Source organism: Arcticibacter sp., from assembly GCF_053551015.1.
Map to the genome: position 1 here is coordinate 25,672 of NZ_JBMQOB010000023.1, position 19,561 is coordinate 45,232.

General features: G+C 46.5%; 14 protein-coding genes and 1 tRNA gene. 6 read left to right on the forward strand and 9 right to left on the reverse strand.

The window, feature by feature from the left end; all coding sequences use genetic code 11:
- Window position 1 precedes the first annotated feature (1 nt).
- The 4 genes from pth to ACO1NU_RS17175 form a co-directional block, all read right to left on the reverse strand.
- On the reverse strand, window positions 2–562 hold the full coding sequence (pth, locus tag ACO1NU_RS17160; protein WP_448819730.1) for an aminoacyl-tRNA hydrolase: 561 nt from the start codon (window positions 560–562) through the stop codon (window positions 2–4).
- Window positions 563–765: 203 nt separating this feature from the next.
- Window positions 766–1,347 (reverse strand): 50S ribosomal protein L25/general stress protein Ctc, encoded by a 582-nt coding sequence (locus tag ACO1NU_RS17165; protein ID WP_448819731.1) that lies wholly within the window; start codon window positions 1,345–1,347, stop codon window positions 766–768.
- Window positions 1,348–1,356: 9 nt separating this feature from the next.
- Window positions 1,357–2,322, reverse strand: a complete 966-nt coding sequence (locus ACO1NU_RS17170; RefSeq protein ID WP_448819732.1) for a ribose-phosphate pyrophosphokinase — start codon at window positions 2,320–2,322, stop codon at window positions 1,357–1,359.
- Window positions 2,323–2,454: 132 nt separating this feature from the next.
- Window positions 2,455–2,525: transfer RNA gene (locus tag ACO1NU_RS17175), tRNA-Gln, on the reverse strand.
- Window positions 2,526–2,843: 318 nt separating this feature from the next.
- Here ACO1NU_RS17175 and ACO1NU_RS17180 point away from each other — a divergent pair.
- Window positions 2,844–5,870, forward strand: coding sequence for a protein O-mannosyl-transferase family (locus ACO1NU_RS17180; RefSeq protein WP_448819733.1), 3,027 nt, complete (start codon window positions 2,844–2,846; stop codon window positions 5,868–5,870).
- Between the two features lie 78 nt (window positions 5,871–5,948).
- On the opposite strand, the gene ACO1NU_RS17185 is transcribed toward ACO1NU_RS17180, so the two are convergent.
- Both ACO1NU_RS17185 and ACO1NU_RS17190 read right to left on the reverse strand, forming a co-directional pair.
- Window positions 5,949–6,905 (reverse strand): acetyl-CoA carboxylase carboxyltransferase subunit alpha, encoded by a 957-nt coding sequence (locus ACO1NU_RS17185; protein ID WP_448819734.1) that lies wholly within the window; start codon window positions 6,903–6,905, stop codon window positions 5,949–5,951.
- Window positions 6,906–7,045: 140 nt separating this feature from the next.
- Complete coding sequence (locus ACO1NU_RS17190) at window positions 7,046–8,929, reverse strand: ATP-binding protein (protein WP_448819735.1); 1,884 nt, start codon at window positions 8,927–8,929, stop codon at window positions 7,046–7,048.
- Here ACO1NU_RS17190 and ACO1NU_RS17195 point away from each other — a divergent pair.
- A complete protein-coding gene (locus ACO1NU_RS17195) occupies window positions 8,919–8,978 on the forward strand; it encodes a hypothetical protein (RefSeq protein ID WP_448819813.1) in 60 nt (19 codons plus the stop codon). The genes ACO1NU_RS17190 and ACO1NU_RS17195 overlap by 11 nt on opposite strands.
- Window positions 8,979–9,014: 36 nt before the next feature.
- On the opposite strand, the gene ACO1NU_RS17200 is transcribed toward ACO1NU_RS17195, so the two are convergent.
- The gene (locus ACO1NU_RS17200; RefSeq protein WP_448819736.1) at window positions 9,015–11,198 is read right to left on the reverse strand and encodes an HRDC domain-containing protein; all 2,184 of its coding nucleotides are present in this window, start codon (window positions 11,196–11,198) and stop codon (window positions 9,015–9,017) included.
- 101 nt (window positions 11,199–11,299) lie between these two features.
- Here ACO1NU_RS17200 and pruA point away from each other — a divergent pair, with 101 nt between their 5' ends.
- Window positions 11,300–12,931: an L-glutamate gamma-semialdehyde dehydrogenase gene (gene pruA, locus ACO1NU_RS17205; RefSeq protein WP_448819737.1), complete on the forward strand. Its 1,632-nt coding sequence runs from the start codon at window positions 11,300–11,302 to the stop codon at window positions 12,929–12,931.
- A 173-nt stretch (window positions 12,932–13,104) separates the two neighbouring features.
- Here pruA and treF read toward each other — a convergent pair whose 3' ends face one another.
- Window positions 13,105–14,697 (reverse strand): alpha,alpha-trehalase TreF, encoded by a 1,593-nt coding sequence (gene treF / locus ACO1NU_RS17210; RefSeq protein WP_448819738.1) that lies wholly within the window; start codon window positions 14,695–14,697, stop codon window positions 13,105–13,107.
- Window positions 14,698–14,809: 112 nt separating this feature from the next.
- Between treF and ACO1NU_RS17215 the strand changes: the two genes are divergently transcribed.
- On the forward strand, window positions 14,810–16,054 hold the full coding sequence (locus ACO1NU_RS17215; RefSeq protein ID WP_448819739.1) for an aspartyl protease family protein: 1,245 nt from the start codon (window positions 14,810–14,812) through the stop codon (window positions 16,052–16,054).
- Between the two features lie 108 nt (window positions 16,055–16,162).
- Complete coding sequence (locus ACO1NU_RS17220; protein WP_448819740.1) at window positions 16,163–16,756, forward strand: YceI family protein; 594 nt, start codon at window positions 16,163–16,165, stop codon at window positions 16,754–16,756.
- Window positions 16,757–16,898: 142 nt separating this feature from the next.
- Here the strand turns inward: ACO1NU_RS17220 and ACO1NU_RS17225 are convergent, their stop codons facing one another.
- On the reverse strand, window positions 16,899–17,669 hold the full coding sequence (locus tag ACO1NU_RS17225; protein ID WP_448819741.1) for an MBL fold metallo-hydrolase: 771 nt from the start codon (window positions 17,667–17,669) through the stop codon (window positions 16,899–16,901).
- Window positions 17,670–17,850: 181 nt separating this feature from the next.
- Between ACO1NU_RS17225 and recJ the strand changes: the two genes are divergently transcribed.
- Window positions 17,851–19,560: a single-stranded-DNA-specific exonuclease RecJ gene (gene recJ / locus ACO1NU_RS17230; RefSeq protein WP_448819742.1), complete on the forward strand. Its 1,710-nt coding sequence runs from the start codon at window positions 17,851–17,853 to the stop codon at window positions 19,558–19,560.
- Window position 19,561 lies beyond the last annotated feature (1 nt).

Consider the following 19,561-nt stretch of genomic DNA (forward strand, 5'->3'; position numbering starts at 1 on the left):
GCTATTTATTAAAACGCGTCATTGTCAACTCTGCGCCTGCTGTCACAAAACTTTCTATCATCTCTATAGAACGATCAATCAACGCCGGTAGTGCCGGGCGTTCATCATCGTCAAAGCCACTCAGCACATAATCAACCTGCCGCCCCTTCGGAAAATTATCGGAAATTCCGAACCGAAGCCTCGCGTAGTTCGAACCGCCCAGCACAGATTCAATGCTCTTCAACCCGTTATGTCCTGCGCTGCTTCCCTTTGGCTTGATCCTGACCTTCCCAAAGGGAATGGCCAGATCGTCTACCAGTACCAGAATGTTTTCTACCGGAATCTTCAGTTCCTGCATCCAGTAGTTAAGTGCCTTTCCGCTCAGATTCATATACGTGGTCGGTTTAATCACGTAAACCTTCCTCCCCTTGAAACCAAATTCAGTATAATAGGCGAGCCGGAGGTTAACAAAGCTCACTTCTGCCTTTTTAGCAAGCTCATCAGCGATCATAAATCCAATATTATGCCGCGTATCCGCATACTCATGTCCCATATTTCCCAGACCTACAATCAGGTATTTCATCAATAATCTCTTAAAAAGTTCAGGAGCACTATACAAAGCATACACGACAATATCCGTGTACCTGCACGCCTTCTCCCTACAAAAATATACTAAAAGTCCAGACCCGAAAGTTCTGCTCCTCAAGTTAGCTTCTTCCGGTCACTAAACAACAAAAGAGGTTACCTGTTCAGGCAACCTCTTTTGTAAATCTGAAGACGAAAGAATTATTTGTTCTTCGCTGCTTCTTGTTCCGCTTGTCTCAACGCACGTGAAGTAGTTACAGATACGATAGTATCCTCAGGAGTGTTGGTAACGTCGAAACCTTCGAATTTCAGGTCACGAACACGAACAGACTTTCCTACTTCTAATGGCTCGATGCTCACTTCAACATACTGAGGCATTGCAGCTGGTAATGCTTTAACGCGCAGCTTGCGAAGTTTCTGCACCAACTTACCACCCATCTTAACACCTGGAGAAGTTCCGGTTAATTTAACTGGAATCTGCATAACCAAAGGTTTGTCAGCATGAAGTTGTAAAAAGTCCACATGTATAACCTGCTCAGTCAATGGATGAAATTGCGCATCCTGAATGATTGCCTGAGTTGAAGTTCCGTCAATCTGAATATCCACGAAGCTTACATCTGCACTGTAAATCAAAGCTCTTAAATCACTTGCTTCTACAGCGAAATGCTTCTGGCCTTCTCCACCATAAAGAACTGCAGGCACTTTACCTTCGTAACGCAGTTCCTTTGCGTCGCGTTTCCCTACGTTCCCTCTTAGGGAACCGCTAATAGCGATAGTTTTCATATTATATATTTAGTTATTTGTATTCAAATTTTGGTCTACATTAAAGAGACCGCTGATCGAGCCGTGCTCATGAACGATCGAAATAGCTTTAGCAAAAAGATCGGCTGTCGACAATACCTTGATCTTGCTTGAAGGACGCTTCAACGGAATCGTGTCCGTAACGATAAGCTCAGTCAGCGCAGAATTCTCAACAGTTTCGTAAGCGTTTCCTGAAAGCACCGGATGTGAACATACCGCTCTTACACTGTTTGCTCCATTCTCCATGATCAGTGCTGCTGCTTTAGCCAGCGTTCCTGCCGTGTCGCAGATATCATCCATCAACACAATATCCTGTCCGGTTACATCTCCGATGATGGACATGGATTCAATCTCGTTTGCACGCTTTCGGCGCTTATCACAAATCACCACCTCTGCATTGAAGAACTTGGCAAAAGTACGTGCGCGGTAAGAACCACCCATATCTGGCGATGCGATCGTCAGGTTTTTAAGTCCCAGACTCTTGATATAAGGAACAAAGATAACAGAGGCATCCAGGTGATCTACCGGAATGTCAAAGAATCCCTGAATCTGTGCAGCATGCAGATCCATCGTCATAATACGGTGAGCACCGGCAGCAGTAAGCAGATTAGCAATCAACTTTGCCCCGATAGCCACACGTGGCTTATCTTTTCTATCCTGTCTCGCCATTCCAAAATAAGGAATAACAACCGTTATATAATGCGCAGAAGCCCTTCTCGCTGCATCTATCAGCAATAAGAGCTCCATCAGATTATCGTAAGGTTGATTGGTGGACTGAATCAGAAAGACGTCACAACCTCTGACAGATTCATTGAAAGATGGTTGAAATTCTCCGTCGCTAAAACGAGCTGTAACAACATCACCCAGGTCTCTCCCATAGGAGCTGGCTATCTTGCCTGCTAAGAGTGTGGAACCTGAACCGGCAAATAACTTAACGTGATTGGGTTGGAATGGCATTTTATTCGTTCGGATTTCGGAACTTATGAGTGCAATAAAGAATTGAAACTCTGATCTTTAGTGGGAGTATAAATCCGGATGTCGAATTAGATGTACTCTAGAATAATGATCAGAGAATCCGAATTATTTGTGTTGCCCGACCAGGATTCGAACCTAGACAAACGGTACCAAAAACCGTCGTACTACCTTTATACTATCGGGCAATCTTCCATTTCAGTAGCGCTTGCTGCGAAATGGAATGCAAATATAGCGCGATTAAACACATATGCAAAACATTTTTTCGTTTTCGACTACATGGGACCGCATTTCCAAAACAACTATCTGGAAATCAATCCTGAAAAATTAAACATTTTATACCCTTATTTGAGCAATACACAGGCCACAGCAACAAACACGCCCATGGATCCTTCAGATCCGATACACATACCCGCTACATAAATCCATAAAGCGCGGTGATCAGAGTTGGTAATTAAATTCTATTCGTTAATTTCGGGCTCCATATCGATACGGGTATATTACATATGAATTACAACAAGATTAACAACCTCTTCGGTTGGCTATGTTTTATAATCGCAACCGCGACTTATACCATGACAGCAGAGCCGACAGCAAGTTTTTGGGACTGCGGCGAATTTATCGCAGCAGCATACAAACTGCAGATCGTACACCAGCCTGGTGCACCTCTATTCCTCATCCTTCAAAAGATATTCTCTCTCCTGGCAGGTTCCGACGTTACCAGGGTGGCTTATTGGATGAATATAGGATCTGCTGTTTCCAGCGGCGCAACCATCCTCTTCCTATTCTGGACCATCACGGCTCTCGCAAGAAAGACCTTATGGAAAATCGGAGAAGAGCTGAAACCGGCAACCCTGATAACCATCATCGGCTCAGGACTGGTGGGCGCCCTTGCCTACGCGTTCTCTGACACTTTCTGGTTCTCAGCTGTCGAGTCTGAAGTATACGCGATGTCTTCGCTCTGCACCGCCATCGTTTTTTGGGCAACCCTCAAGTGGGATTTCCATGCCGATGAGCAGGGAGCAGACAAATGGCTCGTATTTATTGCGTATGTGATGGGACTCTCCATTGGAGTTCACTTGCTGAACTTACTCGTAATCCCGGCCATAGCACTGGTCTACTATTTCAGACGCTATAAAAATCCTACGGCCAAAGGTGCAATACTTGCATTACTCGCAGGTATCGTTGTGCTAGCAGTAATCCAGTATGGTATCATACAGTATCTCGTTAAGTTTGCTGCCTACTTCGACCTGTTCTTCGTGAACTCTCTCGGAATGGGATTTGGAAGTGGTGTATTCGTTTTCGTTCTCCTTGTAATAGGAGCCCTTACATACGGAATCCTTTACTCCATTAAAAAGGTAAAGCCTACACTGAACCTTATCCTGATCTCCTTTGCATTTATTCTTTTTGGTTACAGTTCTTACGCGATGATCGTCGTACGTGCAAAAGCCAACCCAGCACTAAACAACAGTGATCCAGATAACGCTTTCGCTTTCCTGAGCTACCTCAACCGGGAACAATACGGCGACCGTCCATTGTTATACGGTCAATATTTTGATTCTCAGCCTGTCGACTACAAACAGGGAGATAATATCTACCGTAAAGGAGCTGAGAAATACGAAGTTGCAGGCAAGAAATTCAGCACAGAATACGACCGCAATACTTTATTGCCGCGTATGTACAGTGATGATCCACAGCACGTGGGTTATTACCGCGACTGGATGAAACTTGGCGAAACTGAGTCTCCAACATTCGCCGACAACCTGGGCTTCCTCTTCTCCTATCAAACCGGATTCATGTACGCCCGTTACTTCCTTTGGAACTTTGCCGGCAGACAGAACGATGATCAGGGACATGGAAATTACACTTCCGGAAACTGGATCAGCGGCATTAAGCCGATTGACGCCATGTTACTGGGCCCGCAGGATAACCTTCCACCAAGCATCACCGAGAACGAGGCACACAATACCCTCTTCTTCTTACCGCTTATCATCGGACTGATCGGTGCATTCTGGCATTTCAAATACAATCAGAAAGATGCAGGCGTGGTAGGTTTGCTATTCTTCTTTACTGGTATAGCCATTGTATTATACCTTAATCAGAACCCCCTACAACCCAGAGAGCGTGACTATGCATACGCAGGATCCTTCTATGCATTTGCTATATGGATCGGTCTGGGTGTAGCCGGAATCGCGAGCTTCCTAAACAGAAAGATGTCCGCACAAACCGCAGGCATCGCTGCTACCGTACTCTGCCTTTTTGCAGCACCAGTATTGATGGCTTCACAGGAATGGGACGACCACGACCGTTCAGATAAATTTACCACACGAGATTTTGCAATAGATTACCTGCAGTCCTGCGCTCCAAACGCTATCCTTTTCACCTACGGGGACAATGATACTTATCCGCTCTGGTATGTGCAGGAAGTGGAAGGTGTACGTCCCGATGTGCGTATCGTAAATCTGAGCTTACTGGGTACAGACTGGTATATCCGTCAGATGAAAGATAAGATCAATCAGGCAGACCCCCTTCCGATCACTATGGGCGATGAGAAATTTGTTCAGGGAGTACGTGACGTGATCCGTTACTACGACTACAAGTTTGCTGAGCCTATTGAAATGAAGAACCTGTTTGAAGTGTTGACCTCAGATAATGACAATGATAAGGTTCCTATGCAGGATGGCAGCAAGGAGAATATCCTGCCGACTAAAAACTTCAAGATCACTATTGACCCTGCACAGATCCTCGCCACAAAAACAGTAAGCGAATCCATGAAAGACAGCATTGCCACTGCAATGGAATGGACATACAACAAGAACTATGTAACCAAGACCGAGCTGGCTATGTTCGATATCCTGGCACATAATGACTGGAAACGTCCTGTCTACTTTGCAGTAACAGTACCGTCGAGCAACTACATCGGCATGGATAAATACCTGTATAATGAAGGCTTTGCATACAGATTGCTGCCTTTGAAACAACCGGCGGTTGACTCAACTAAACAGGAGCCTGAGCTGATCAATGCAGATCGCATGTATGATAATATGCTAAACAAATTCGTGTGGGGCAATATGAAGGGAGCTAAATACCTTGACCCGGAAACTACCCGCATGATCGCTACGATCATCAAGAGCTTCAACACGCTTGCCGGCAAGTTATACGAAGAAGGACGTGTAGAAGAGGCAAAGAAAGTATTAAACAGGTCACTCGAAGTAATTCCTGAAAGGAACTACCTGTTCTATTACATTCTTCACAGGTACTATACTGCCGATCTGCTGTACAAAGTTGGCGAAACAGAAAAGGCCAACCAACTTGTTAAGCATACCAGCAATTATATCAGCAAGGAGCTTGGTTATCTAGGCGGACTGTCCGGAAACCGCCAACGCTTCGCAATGAACGATATACAACTTGGCGTATCCGTTCTCAACGAACTGCTGAAAATCACCGAAGCGAACAAGCAAACAGCACTTCATGCTGAACTGCAGAAGCTATTCACAAGCCTGCAAGGGTCTCTGTCTCTCAACTACCAGTAGCAGGGACTGACACCAAAAAGAAGAGGCCTGAAATTACATTTCAGACCTTTTCTTTTTGCGATATATTTAAACTGCAGATTATCCTTCAACCACAACACCCATAGAGCAGAACTTCTCAATACGCTCATTCACCAACGTATCAACATCCTTCGCTTTAAGTTCCTCCAGATCATGAAGAATTCTCTCTTTAAGTATTTCAGCCATGGCTGCAGGATCCTGATGCGCTCCTCCCATAGGTTCAGGGATAATACCGTCAATCAGTCCATTCTTCAGCATGTCATCACCAGTTAGCTTCAGACATTCAGCTGCACGCTCCTTATAATCCCATGTACGCCATAAGATAGCAGAACAGTTCTCCGGGGAGATAACCGAATACCAGGAATGCTCCAGCATGAGTACCTTGTCGCCGATGCCTATTCCCAGGGCACCACCAGATGCACCTTCTCCGATGACCACACAGATAACCGGCACCCGTAATACAGACATTTCCAGCAAGTTTCTTGCAATTGCTTCACCCTGCCCACGCTCTTCAGCCTCAAGGCCCGGAAAAGCTCCCGGTGTGTCGATAAGCGTCACAACCGGCTTATTGAATTTCTCGGCCAGCTTCATCAGGCGCAGAGCCTTACGATAACCTTCCGGATTTGCCATACCAAAGTTACGATACTGACGCAGCTTGGTATTGGTACCCTTCTGGTGACCGATCACCATTACCGTTTGGCCGTTTATCGAAGCGAAACCTCCCACAATGGCCTTATCATCTTTTACCGTCCGGTCTCCATGCAGCTCGACGAAATTCTCGCACATCATCTCGATGTATTGCAGCGTGTAAGGCCGCTCCGGATGCCTGGAAATCTGCACTTTTTGCCAACCCGTCAGATTAGAATAGATCTCGTCTTTTGCAGCCGCCAACTTCTGATCCAGCTCTGTCAGCGTTCCGCTCATATCCACTTTCGTCTTATCAGCAATTTGCTTTACTTTCTCTATCTGCTGCTGAAGATCAGCTATAGGTTTCTCAAAATCAAAGGATGTAGTCATTTTTTCAACAGAATAGTTTGTTTCTTAAATGTTGATGAAGCGGTCGTGATGCCCACGATGCCTTCAACAGGCGGTAAACGTTTTAACTAAACAAATAATCGGGCTAAGTTAGGAAAATGAAGCCACATCAGAAAACAAAACTATTTCAGCGGGAAGTTCACCGAGAAAACCGTCCCCTTTCCGGCGTGGCTGTTGATAGACAGGCTGGCGCCATGTTTCCTCACCAGATCATTACAGATCATCAGCCCGAAACCTGTTCCTGACTCTTTATGGGTACCCTTGGTAGTAAAGTAGCTTTTGCTCATCACCTTCTGCAGCACATCCTCACTCATCCCCACACCTGTATCTTCCACATGGACCTGAATCGAATCTCCGACCGACGAAGATATCCGCACATACCCCGTTTCCGTAAACTTAATAGCATTGGTCAGCAAATTCCGGAACACCACCTTTATCATTTCGCGATCACCCAGAATAGTGAGATCTGGACACACATCATTAATCAGAGCGATATCCTTTTTCCCGGCTGATATCTCCAATTCGTGGCAGAGCCCATCGATGACTATCTTCAGATCAACGGGCTTGGACTCGAGCGGAGAGCCCGACATTTGGCCTTTTATCCAAAACAACAAATTGTCGAGCAGGTTCAGCGACTTGACATATTGGGCATCCAGGTCCTTCAGCATCTGCCTCAGCTCAACCGCACTCAGATAGTTTCCTTCTACCAGGTCCAGAATACCTTTCGTATTGGCCAAAGGCGTCCGGAGGTCATGACTGACTATCGACAGAAGCTTATCCTTCATACGGTTCGACTCCTCGAGACTTTCATTCTGCTTTGTAATGGCGCTGTTCAACTCGTTTAGTGCCAACACATGCTTTTGAATAACGGCTGCCTTGTCCATCAACTCGGCACTGTAAGACTTTGCCTGCCGGTAATTCTTGTACCAGAGAAAGGATAAGATGATCAATGATATCAGCCCACAAGACACTATTCCCAAAACCGCATTCGAGTAGGCCTCCCGCTGTTGCGCATTAACAATCTTCTTTTGAAACACGAATCTTTCCTGCTCTTTCTCCTTCAGAATCTCCAGGAAATTCATGGAATAAAATTTCTCCCTTTCCGACAAAGACTCCTGCATCGCGATAAGTGTATCCTGCCAGCGAATCAGTTCAGCAAGATTTGATTCCTTCCGGTAAACCTCACATAAACCCCTGAGTGATTCTATCTCCAGCTGAACAGCCGATATTGTACCTCCGGCGTTCAGTGCAGACTTCAGCAATTTAACCGCATCGTCATAGTCCCCCTCCGACATAGCAATCCGGGCGAGCTGATTCTTGTTTAAAGCAATCCCATAAGCATCGTTCGACTTCATGTCAAGGGCCAGAGACCTTCTCAGGCACAGCCTGGCTGTCTCGACATCGCCCAATTTAGTGTGCAGCAAACCCAAATTATGATTCGCTTTTTTGATGCCATAAGTGTACCCTACTTTTTCACTCGCCTGTAGCGCCTCATTAAAGTACCCGCTGGCGGACTCAGTCTTACCGGCCGCAAGCTTAACCTGACCCAAGCTGTTCCACATATTGATCAGATCCTCATTCAGACCTAAAATACTGAAATACTTGACTGCAATACTGAATAAGCGCTCTGCTTCTTCGTATTCACCACTCTCCACCAGCGCATTGCCAATCTGCTGATTAGCTTTGGCAATATGCAATGTGTCTTTTATTTTGGTGCTGATGTCGAGCGACTTGTAATATAAGGTCAAAGCCCGCTTTTGATAACCATTTTGATGATAAATTCCCGCTTCCGTCAGCAGGGCCTCTGCCATTCCTTTATCGTAATGATGCAGCTCTGCCAGGTAAGATGACTTATAGATCACGTCAAGCGCACGCATCACATCATTTCTCTTCACCTGAAAAGCCACTTTATTGAGTGAATCTATTTCGCGGTAGACCTTTTCGTTGGGCTTTGCAAAAATATGCGGGCTGTCCAGAGAATCACTGCTACAGGCATTGAACACCATAAACAGTAACAGCAATCCGCCAATGCGTAAGTTTAGCATCGAAGAGTGATAGAGGTTTAGGAATAATCGGATCAGCATTTCATCATCAGATTAAAGCATGTGGCTCCCGGTCTTTTAATTTAATTTCCATAGGATGCCGGTCTACGCCTTTTCTGTCGCAATAGTCGGCTATAATCTCCAGGATCTCGCGTCCGAAGGTTTTGACCTTCGTTTTGCCTATCCCCTTGATCTTTTCCAGCTCCTGTAAGTTAGACGGCATCTGCTCCACCAGCTCGATCAGCGACTTCTGAGGTAAAACCACAAATACCGCCACGCCTTTATCTGTAGCCACATCATTCCGCCACTTCCATAAACTGGAGTACAGCTCCGGATGAGAATTGCCTTTCACAGCAGGAGCTTTCTTCGTCGCCGGCACAACTTTCAGCATAGCCTCATAGTCGATGTCAGCGTTCGCCTTCGTCTTCAGATAACCAAGCGTGTCGAAACCATCAACACCGTAGTTAAAAACCGCTGTCTTGATGTGGGATGCCTTCTGCAGGCGACCAAAAGCATCAGTCAGACTTTTCTTAATAGCTTTATTGTCAGTTTCCAGATCAAACTTTTTAAGTGCGTCCTGCAAAATCAAACGCGCTTTGTCAACAAAATAAGCACATGCTTTTCTTACACGTTCCTGCAGTTGTTCATTGTCTTCCGGGAGCTGCTCTTCCTGAAGCAAACCGCTTAACTGCCGCTGAAATGACTCGGCAACCTTATAAAAGTCTTTATCGAGTGAGGCTCCCATAGCAATAACGTCGTCTGCCAGCGAAGGAACCAGAACCCGGTCATGCTCCTGCACTATTCGCTGCAGCTGAAAGAAGGCCTGTTTGATCTCCCTGAAGTCGAACATATCGAACAACAGGCTTTGTTGAAACGCTACTTTCGAGCGATTGAGCTGATCCTGATCCGGCTCATTATTGCTTGCATCCCGTGTATAAGCGGCAATAGCACCGTCGGTTTTAACGCTGCCCATCGAAATAGCGGAGCTGAGCACCATACCTTCGAAGCTCTTGCAACGACTCAGGGCTACGTAGACCTGACCGTGTGCAAATGCAGCGTTCGCGTCAATAATGGCTCGCTCAAATGTCAGACCCTGACTCTTGTGGATCGTGATTGCCCAGGCCAGCTTCAGCGGAAACTGCGTGAACGTACCGATCACGGACTCTTCCACCTCCTTGGTTGTGGGGTTCAGGTTATACTTGATATTCTGCCATTCGGCTTTTTGCACAGGAGTTTCAAACAGGTCACCGGGACACTTTACATAGATCATCTCCGTAGTCATCCTGACAATCTTCCCGATCTTACCGTTATAAAATAATTTCTCCCGCGAGGTATCGTTTTTTACAAACATCACCTGCGCCCCCGTTTTCAGCTCCAGATCCACTTCTGTGGGATAAGCATATTCCGGGAACTCCCTGTCGATAGCCGCACTGAATTTTTGCGACTTCTCATTTATCTGAAGTAACTTCCGTATGTTAATATCTTGTGCAGAATTATTGTGCGTGGTCAGCGTGATATATCCCTCCTCTTCCGGCGGATTGAAGTTGGGAATGTAACGCTGATTCAGGCTATCAAGCACAGATGCATCAATCCGGTTATCACGTATACAGTTCAGAAGACTAATAAAATGCTCGTCAGACTGTCGGTAGATATGTTTAAGCTCTATGCTTACCGGCGAGGTCTTCTGCAATGCCCTGCTATTGAAAAAATAAAGGTTTGGATAGTACTCCCTCAATATCTGCCAGTCTTCCTGTTTTACCACAGGTGATAGCTGATGCAGGTCGCCGATCATCAGCAGCTGAATACCACCGAAGGGCTTTGAATGATTTTTATAACGTCTCAGCACTTCATCAATGCCATCTAGTGTATCCGCCCGAACCATACTGATCTCGTCGATGACAAGAAGGTCCAGACTCCTTATAAGGTTGATCTTTTCTTTATGGAAGCGGTTCGCGTTAAATGTTGTATTCCTGTTCTGTGGATTAGCAGTCCCCTCGCCCGGAATAAACGGCCCGAAGGGCAGCTGAAAGAATGAATGAATGGTAACCCCTCCTGAATTGATTGCCGCAACTCCTGTAGGTGCCACTATCGCCATCCGCTTTACAGAATCTTTCTTCAACCGATGCAGGAAAGTGGTTTTACCCGTTCCTGCTTTGCCTGTTAGAAAAATATTTTTATCAGTAAAGCGGACAAAATCGGACGCTAATTGCAACTGAACATTGCTCTCCATCATACAAAAATTTTAAATCCCGGGGTAGAAGTTGCGAGCCTGCAATATAGGCAATTTTAAATTTATTCAAGGTCTTCGTATCTTTGCACCCTAATATTCAATTTATGACAAAAGGGTTTTTCACTGTACCTGAACCGGTTAATGAACCGGTACTGAATTATGCTCCGGGAAGCCGGGAGCGGTCTCTTTTGAAGGAAGCGATCACGAAAGCTTACTCAGAACAGACAGACATTCCGATGTATATCGGAGGGCAGGAAATCAGAACAGGACAAAAGGTTGAGATAAGACCTCCACATAATCACCAGACCGTAATTGGCCACTACCATCAAGGCGACAAAACACATGTTCAGCAGGCAATTGATGCTTCGCTGGCTGCGAAAGCACAATGGGAGAATATGGCATGGGAACAACGTGCGGCCATCTTTCTAAAGGCTGCCGACCTGATTGCCGGCCCATACCGCTATAAGCTTAACGCAGCTACTATGCTGGGCCAGTCCAAAAACGCCTACCAGGCGGAGATCGACTCAGCCTGCGAGCTCATCGACTTCCTACGTTTCAACGTGAAGTACATGACCGAGATCTATGCACAACAGCCCATCTCATCACGCGGTAGCTGGAACCGGGTTGAGCAGCGTCCACTCGAAGGCTTTGTGTTCGCACTAACACCATTTAACTTCACGGCGATCGCCGGAAACCTGCCTACATCGGCAGCACTGATGGGGAATGTGGTTGTTTGGAAACCATCCAACACACAAATCTACTCCGCAAACGTGATCATGGAAGTGCTACAGGAAGCCGGCCTCCCGGCAGGTGTCATCAACCTGATCTATGTCTCTGGACCAGATGCAGGAGAGGTTATCTTCCAGCACCCTGACTTTGCAGGAATTCACTTTACCGGGTCAACAGGCGTATTCCAGGATATATGGAAGACCATTGGTAACTCCATTCACAAATACAAATCATATCCTCGTATCGTTGGCGAGACCGGAGGAAAGGATTTCATCCTGGTACACCAATCGGCTAACCTTGAAGTGGCAGGCACAGCCGTCGTAAGAGGAGCCTTCGAATATCAGGGACAGAAATGTTCTGCTGCCTCCCGCGTTTACATCGCTAAATCTATCTGGCCAGCGCTGAAAGAGATGATCCTGAACGACCTCTCGACTTTAAAAATGGGGCCTGTAGAGGATTTCAGCAACTTCATCAACGCTGTTATTGACGAGAAATCATTCGACAAGCTTAGCGCAGCCATTGACAAAGCCAAAGCCGATCCTGAATCAGAGATCATTGCCGGAGGAAATTACGATAAGGCCAAAGGCTACTTCATCAATCCAACGTTGATCGTGAGCCAGAACCCTTCATCCGTAACCATGTGCGAAGAACTCTTCGGTCCCGTACTCACTATCTACGTTTACGAAGACGAACAATTGGATCAAACGCTGGAGTTAATTGACAAGACCTCGATCTACGCACTGACAGGCGCCGTGATTGCTACAGACCGCTACATCATTGAAAAAGCGACCGTTGCACTAAAAAATTCCGCCGGGAACTTCTACATCAATGATAAATGTACAGGTGCCGTGGTTGGGCAACAGCCTTTTGGCGGCGCACGAGGATCTGGAACAAACGACAAAGCCGGTTCCATGATCAACCTTCTGCGTTGGGTGTCTCCACGCACCATCAAGGAATCACTTGATCCTGCCAGAGATTACAGATATTCTTTTCATCAGGAAGATTAATTAAGATCAACAAATAGACAAGGCCTCCCTAATCACGGAGGCCTTGTCTATTATCACCTTCTGTATGCGACGGTAGTAAATGGGACATGAGACTCATATGCGTTTTTACCGGTAGCATACTCAATAATAACAGCGGCAATTAGCCGCATCTTTATTCGAATACTGCCAAGAGATTATTGAATGCTCTGATTTTTTTGTTGCGTGAGAATTTTGAGCAGCACCCCGTTCGTCCAACCGAAGCCATCCTGATTGGGATACTCCCCTCCTCCGGCGAAAACCGCTGTGTCCACGACGTTGTACTTCTCCATCAGCTTACCTGTTTTGCTAAATACACGAATGTTCAGTGTACTCCATCTGCGGGATATCTCCCTGGAGAGTTCCTGTTTCTTATAGGCGGATAAACCGGCGATCGCCATCCATTGCAGCGGTGCCCAACCGTTCGGAGAATCCCACTGCTGACCGGTGTTGGTGAGCGTCGAAACCAGTCCTCCCGGCTTCAGAAACTTTTGCTCGAGAGTTTTCGAGAGGGTGTCTGCACGCCCCACTGATATCATGTTGAAATACATCGGATAGACCCCTGCGAGGCTCATCGAACCTGTCGTAGCTTCCGACTTCCAGTTGTAATCACGGAACCACCCGGCCTCGCTATCCCAGCAATATTTCATGATCGCCTTCTTCCGGCGTTCTGCAGAACCCAGCATAATGTCTTTAGCCTTGATATCGCCGGCCACCTGATAGGCTCTGGCCAGCATAATCTCCTGGTGATAGAGCAACGCGTTCAGATCAACAGGAATGATATTGGTAGTTTGGATGGTGTGGAGCGATCGGCCATCACTGAACCAGCGACTGCTGTAGTCCCAACCCGACTCAGCTCCTGAGCGCAGGTGGCGGTAAACGTCCGTCTTTGCAGCACCCGCATTCACCGCAACAGCAACATCTTCCGAGTACGCTTCTTCACGCGGCCAATCGCCCGAATCAAAATAACGATTCAGGTTTTCACCGTCGGGCATCACCACCACGTGCAGGTTTGCTCCTTTTTTTGCGTCGCGACCGTTCATCCAGAAACTGTATTCCCTTTCCAAGGCATCACGGTTAGCTTTCAGGACCGAGTCGCTCTTCAGCTTCTTGTTCTCCATCAGCAATTTAACCATCAACGAAAAATAAGGCGGCTGGGATCTGGTCAGGTAGTAGGTCCGATTGCCATTAGGTATAAAACCATAGGTGCGGATCAGGTAGGCAAAGTTATTGACCATACTCTCGATCAGGTCCGTGCGGCCACTCTCCTCCAGGCCGAGCATCGTGAAATAAGAGTCCCAGTAATACACTTCGCGGAAGCGGCCGCCGGGAACGATATATGGGTGTGGAAGCGCCAGAAGAGAGCCATATTGATAGTACTTGTCGGGCCTCCGGGTAAGCACATCCCAGAGAGAACGGATATGCGGCTCCACTCCCGCAGCGGTGTTACTGTGGTAATTTGTCGTGGGTGCCTCCGGCTGCGTGAAGTTTGCTTCAACGAATGCCTTGAGGTTAAAGCCGCCGGCTTTCTTCTGCTCTTCATAATCTTTGAGGATCTTTTCCGGCTCTCTCTTGGGCAGGCAATCCGGAAAGGTCTTGCTGTCTTCAAACACATTCCCTGCCTGCACTGCCTCAAACAAACCGGGGAAAAGGTCTCTAGGTGACTGGTGCTTGGTTTCGGCTTTTTGTTTGCAGGAGCTCAGACTGGCAATCAGCAGAAGAGTAAAGAGGGGGATAGACTTCAGAATCATGATGTACAAGGATTTATTGAGCTAACAAACCGAGAAAAGAGTGGTTTCATTTAGAACGGATTTCCTTCCCGGAGGGCGTGGAAATATGTAAATTTATATACAGCCAATTTGTATGCCCGCCATTTACCTCTATATCAGAAAATTACTGTTCTTTTTAGCGTCCGTATTGGCGCTTACGGGATCGGCATTTGCCCAAAGCTTTCAGTTCGAGGGAGGCCGAAAGCAGCAGACAATCGGATTCAGGATGGTGAAGAATCTGATTGTAATCCCCATCCTGATCAACGGCAAAGGGCCGTTTAACTTCCTTCTTGATACAGGGATCGGCGTATGTCTCATTACAAACCCTTCGCTTATCGACTCGCTCCAGCTGAAGGACCTCCGTAAAATGAAAATCACGGGCTTCGGACAAGGCGAGGAATTGAGTGCTTCCGTAGCATCGGGGATGAGGCTTCAGCTAGGCAAGGCGGTAGCCAGATCTATGAACGTGATTATATTGAACCAGGATCTGCTTGAGCTTTCAGAAACGCTGGGGATGCCGATTCACGGACTGCTGGGATACGACTTTTTTGACAGCTTTATCGTAGAGATCAGATATGCGACACAGCGGCTGGTGATCCGACAGCACTCAAGCGGGTATGTTCCAGAAAAGAGCACGGCCATACCCATCACCATTGAGGACCGGAAACCTTATATCATAAGCGACGTGGAACTTGACGGAACGCTGTTCAGGGCGCTGAAGTTGATTATCGATACGGGAGCGGGACACGCCGTCTCTCTGGAAAGCTATAAAGGCAAGCCTTTCAAAGTGCCAGAACTCAACATCGACGCCAACCTGGGTGTGGGCCTCCTCGGTCCTATTCACGGTCACATCGGGCGAATACAACGTATTACTATTGGCGAATATCAACTGGAGCATGTTGTGGCTTCCTTTCCCGAATTTCAGGAGGTCATCAAGCGAAGCGACTTCCCTGAGCGCGACGGAAATTTGGGAAACCCGGTCCTGAAGAAGTTCAGGGTAACTTTTGACTACTGGAAGAAATTGATATACCTGCGCCCCTCCTCTTCATTCAAGGAGCCCTTTGAACATGACATGAGCGGACTCGAACTCGTAACCCGGGCGCCTGACTTCAAGCGCATACTGATCAACCGCATTGAACTCAACTCAGCGGCAGACAGTGCCGGACTTCAGGTTGCCGACGAGATCCTGAGTATCAACTTCCGTCCCGTTCAGGAGATCAATATGGAGGAAATCAACGCGATGTTCAGCTCGAGGTCAGGAAGAACCTTTTTCCTGTACATCATCAGCAGTAACGGTGAGCGGCGGTTTGTGATACTCAGGCTTAAAAGGCGTATATAAAAGTCGTTCCTTGCTAAATGTTCAGGAATTGTCATATATGACATGAATAGATGTTACAACATCTATATGTTTGAAAGATTTTTACCTTTGCATAAAATGAACATCAAAATGAAATTAGCATCAGTTTTAGCCATTGCAGCAATTGGCTTATTTTCGGCTTTCAAGCCTGCTTTAAAGACAGAAAGCTTTAGTGTTGACACCAAGAACTCATCTATTAAATGGTTGGGAGAGAAAGTAACAGGTCAGCATTCAGGAACAATCAAGTTAGCATCAGGGAGCTTAAATTTCAATGGTAATGCTCTTGCAGGCGGATCTTTCGTAGCAGATATGAATTCACTTGTTGCTACAGATGTTCAGGGAGAAATGGCTCAGAAGCTCGAAGGTCATTTAAAAGCAGATGATTTCTTCGGAGTAGCTAAATACCCTACATCAACTTTCAAAATCACTAAGGTTACTCCTGCCGGAGCGGGCCAGGTAAATATTACCGGAGATCTGACCATCAAGGGAATTACAAAACCTCTTACCTTCCCTGCGACTGTAAAAAGACAGAACAATGCAGTAGTTGCAGTAGCAAAAGGAGTTAAGGTTGACCGTACTAAATACGATATCCGTTATAATTCCAAAAGCTTCTTTGAAAGCATTGGAGACAAAGCGATCTATGATGATTTCACGCTTGACTTCAATCTTGTAGCGAAAAAGTAAGACTCAACGTTTAAAAAAAGCCTGCATCATGTTCATGATAGCAGGCTTTTTTGTTTTATTGTTGGCCTTAAGCAATATTCAGCCAGCTGGTATCCGAGCTGCGACATTGCAGATTGATCAACATCAGTTTCTCTTTGATCACTTAAACCTTAACTATCTTAAACGCCCCGTCTACCTCTTCTACTCTTGCGATTGCCTCACTTTTTGCGTGATAGAAAAGACATAACCAGTTTTCTTGTGCTGCCAGTTTACCATAATGTTCGCGAAGCTCCATGGATCGGGCGCCATCATAATCATATTTGGCCTTGAACCTTCTGAGAAGCTGCTCGGGCTCGGGCAGTATGTCGGCACCGAAAAAGCATTTATCCCCCTGATCATCGATCAAAAATACCTGGTGGAACTGGCAATGGCCGCCAGTAAGCTCGTAGCTGATTTCGTTGGTAAGTTGACCGTTGCCTTCAATGAAATGGATGCTGCCGCTCCGCTGCACGACGTCAAAGATGTCAGTGTGGTATGATTTGGATGCGCCGCTGTAGCCAATTTCCCATTCATTGCGGTTGATAACATACTCGGCGTGAGGGAAAGAAAGCTGCATCTTTCCGTCTTTTTCATAGACCATGCCAGCCGCGTGATCATAGTGAAGGTGCGACATCAGCACCATGCTTACATCTTCAGGATCGTATCCGGCTTTGCGGATATTTTCGTGTATGACTAGCTCTCCGGAAGCGTTCTTAAATCCAAGACCTGTGTCCAGAACAATTAACTTACCACCAATTTCAACCAGAAAGGGCTGCACATGAATAAACAAAGATGCGGGACGATCCTTTGCATTGTCGGTCGCCGGGTCGAAAGGAATGAATTTCTTAGAGCTGTCGACGGAATATGAACCTTCTTTTAATGAATATACTTTCATCGGGTATGTTTTATTTAATTCAGGATGATGCTATCATAAGAGATCTGGTGACGCTTTTGAGCGGGGCTGCTCATGATATTTCATCGGGAAAATGTATAATCTGATAATGAATTGCTTATAAAGAGGTGGGTATATAATAACGTATTAAATAGTATATTTAACCCCACAACCTAACAAAGATATGCAAAAAAGGTGGGCAGAACAGGAGTTAAAGGACCTGAAAGCTATTAAGGAACTTCGAGATCAGCTTAACATTGATGAAGTTCTTGCTACTCTGCTTGTCGCCCGCGACATCACCACTTATGAAGGCGCCCGTAATTTCTTCAGGCCCTCATTGAGTCACCTGCATGATCCTTTTCTCATGAAGGGGATGGATGTGGCGGTCGACCGGATCCAGCATGCGCTTCTTTCCAAGGAGAAGATATTGATCTACGGAGACTATGACGTAGACGGCACCACTTCGGTAGCCCTTGTTTATGGCTTCTTACGAAAGTATCACTATCATATCGACTACTATATCCCAGATCGTTACAAGGAAGGTTACGGTATTTCTACTCAGGGCATCGACTATGCACATGAGCATGGCATTACGCTGATCATCGCACTAGATTGCGGGATCAAGTCGGTTGACAAGGTGGACTACGCAAACAGTCTGGGAATCGACTTTATTATCTGCGATCATCATACACCAGGATCAATCATTCCGGAGGCTGTAGCGGTGCTGGATCCCAAGCAACATGATTGCCCTTACCCTTATAAGGAGCTCTCGGGTTGTGGAATCGGGTTTAAGCTCGTTCAGGCATTCGCCATGCAGAACAACATTCCTTTCCAGGATCTGGAATGTTATCTTGATCTGGTGGTAGTCAGCATCGCCTCAGACATTGTGCCCATTACCGGAGAAAACAGGGTCCTGGCTAAATTCGGACTGCAACGTCTGAATACATCCCCCTGTCACGGGATGGCCGCTTTAATTGAGATTGCAGGGAAGAAACAATACAGTATCTCCGATGTGGTTTTCACGCTCGGTCCACGCATCAATGCATCCGGCAGAATAGACGACGCGAGGCATTCTGTTAATCTCCTGATTTCAGAAAACAGGGATATTGCCCGGGGGCACAGTGAAATTATCAATATTAAAAATACAGAAAGGAAAGAGCACGATGCTTCCATCACAGAGCAGGCTCTGGCGATGATCGCGGCAGATCCGGCGCTTTTAAACCGTAAAACCACCGTCGTATATAACGAAGGATGGCATAAGGGAGTGATCGGGATCGTGGCTTCGCGACTTACAGAGAAATATTACCGGCCAACCATTGTGCTTACGCAGTCTAACGGCCATGTGTCAGGTTCGGCCAGGTCGGTAATTGGATTTGACCTTTACGAGGCATTGAATTCCTGCAGTGACCTGTTTGAACAGTTCGGAGGGCATAAATACGCGGCGGGATTGACGCTCAAGAATGAGAATCTTTCAGCCTTCAGAGAACGGTTTGAAGACGTAGTTTCGCAGACGATCCCGGATGAACTTCTTATTCAGGAGATGGTGATCGATGCCACATTACACCTGGAGAAGATAGATGGCAAGTTTTTTAGAATACTCAGTCAGTTTGCACCTTATGGTCCCCTGAACACCACCCCTGTCTTTATCAGCCGGGGAGTACAATGTCTGGGCTCTCCGCAGATTGTGGGAAACAATCACCTGAAGATGACTGTTAAGCAAGGAAACTCGCACGCTTTTGATTGTATCGGATTCGGACTGGGCGAGTACATCGACATCGTTCAGAGCGGCCTTCCCTTTGATATTTGTTACACAATTGAGGAGAATGTATGGAAAGACAAACGTTCTATTCAATTAAATTTGAAGGGTGTAAGGTGTACACCGCAACACGACTAAA

What these genes read in the sequence shown, in the direction of transcription:
- ACO1NU_RS17190 (WP_448819735.1), bottom strand. Translation starts at nt 8,929, where the DNA reads ATGGTGTTCAATGCCTGTAGCAGTGATTCTCTGGACAGCCCGCATATT.
- ACO1NU_RS17215 (WP_448819739.1), top strand. Translation starts at nt 14,810, where the DNA reads ATGCCCGCCATTTACCTCTATATCAGAAAATTACTGTTCTTTTTAGCG.
- ACO1NU_RS17185 (WP_448819734.1), bottom strand. Translation starts at nt 6,905, where the DNA reads ATGACTACATCCTTTGATTTTGAGAAACCTATAGCTGATCTTCAGCAG.
- pth (WP_448819730.1), bottom strand. Translation starts at nt 562, where the DNA reads ATGAAATACCTGATTGTAGGTCTGGGAAATATGGGACATGAGTATGCG.
- ACO1NU_RS17165 (WP_448819731.1), bottom strand. Translation starts at nt 1,347, where the DNA reads ATGAAAACTATCGCTATTAGCGGTTCCCTAAGAGGGAACGTAGGGAAA.
- recJ (WP_448819742.1), top strand. Translation starts at nt 17,851, where the DNA reads ATGCAAAAAAGGTGGGCAGAACAGGAGTTAAAGGACCTGAAAGCTATT.
- pruA (WP_448819737.1), top strand. Translation starts at nt 11,300, where the DNA reads ATGACAAAAGGGTTTTTCACTGTACCTGAACCGGTTAATGAACCGGTA.
- treF (WP_448819738.1), bottom strand. Translation starts at nt 14,697, where the DNA reads ATGATTCTGAAGTCTATCCCCCTCTTTACTCTTCTGCTGATTGCCAGT.
- ACO1NU_RS17200 (WP_448819736.1), bottom strand. Translation starts at nt 11,198, where the DNA reads ATGATGGAGAGCAATGTTCAGTTGCAATTAGCGTCCGATTTTGTCCGC.
- ACO1NU_RS17220 (WP_448819740.1), top strand. Translation starts at nt 16,163, where the DNA reads ATGAAATTAGCATCAGTTTTAGCCATTGCAGCAATTGGCTTATTTTCG.
- ACO1NU_RS17225 (WP_448819741.1), bottom strand. Translation starts at nt 17,669, where the DNA reads ATGAAAGTATATTCATTAAAAGAAGGTTCATATTCCGTCGACAGCTCT.
- ACO1NU_RS17170 (WP_448819732.1), bottom strand. Translation starts at nt 2,322, where the DNA reads ATGCCATTCCAACCCAATCACGTTAAGTTATTTGCCGGTTCAGGTTCC.
- ACO1NU_RS17180 (WP_448819733.1), top strand. Translation starts at nt 2,844, where the DNA reads ATGAATTACAACAAGATTAACAACCTCTTCGGTTGGCTATGTTTTATA.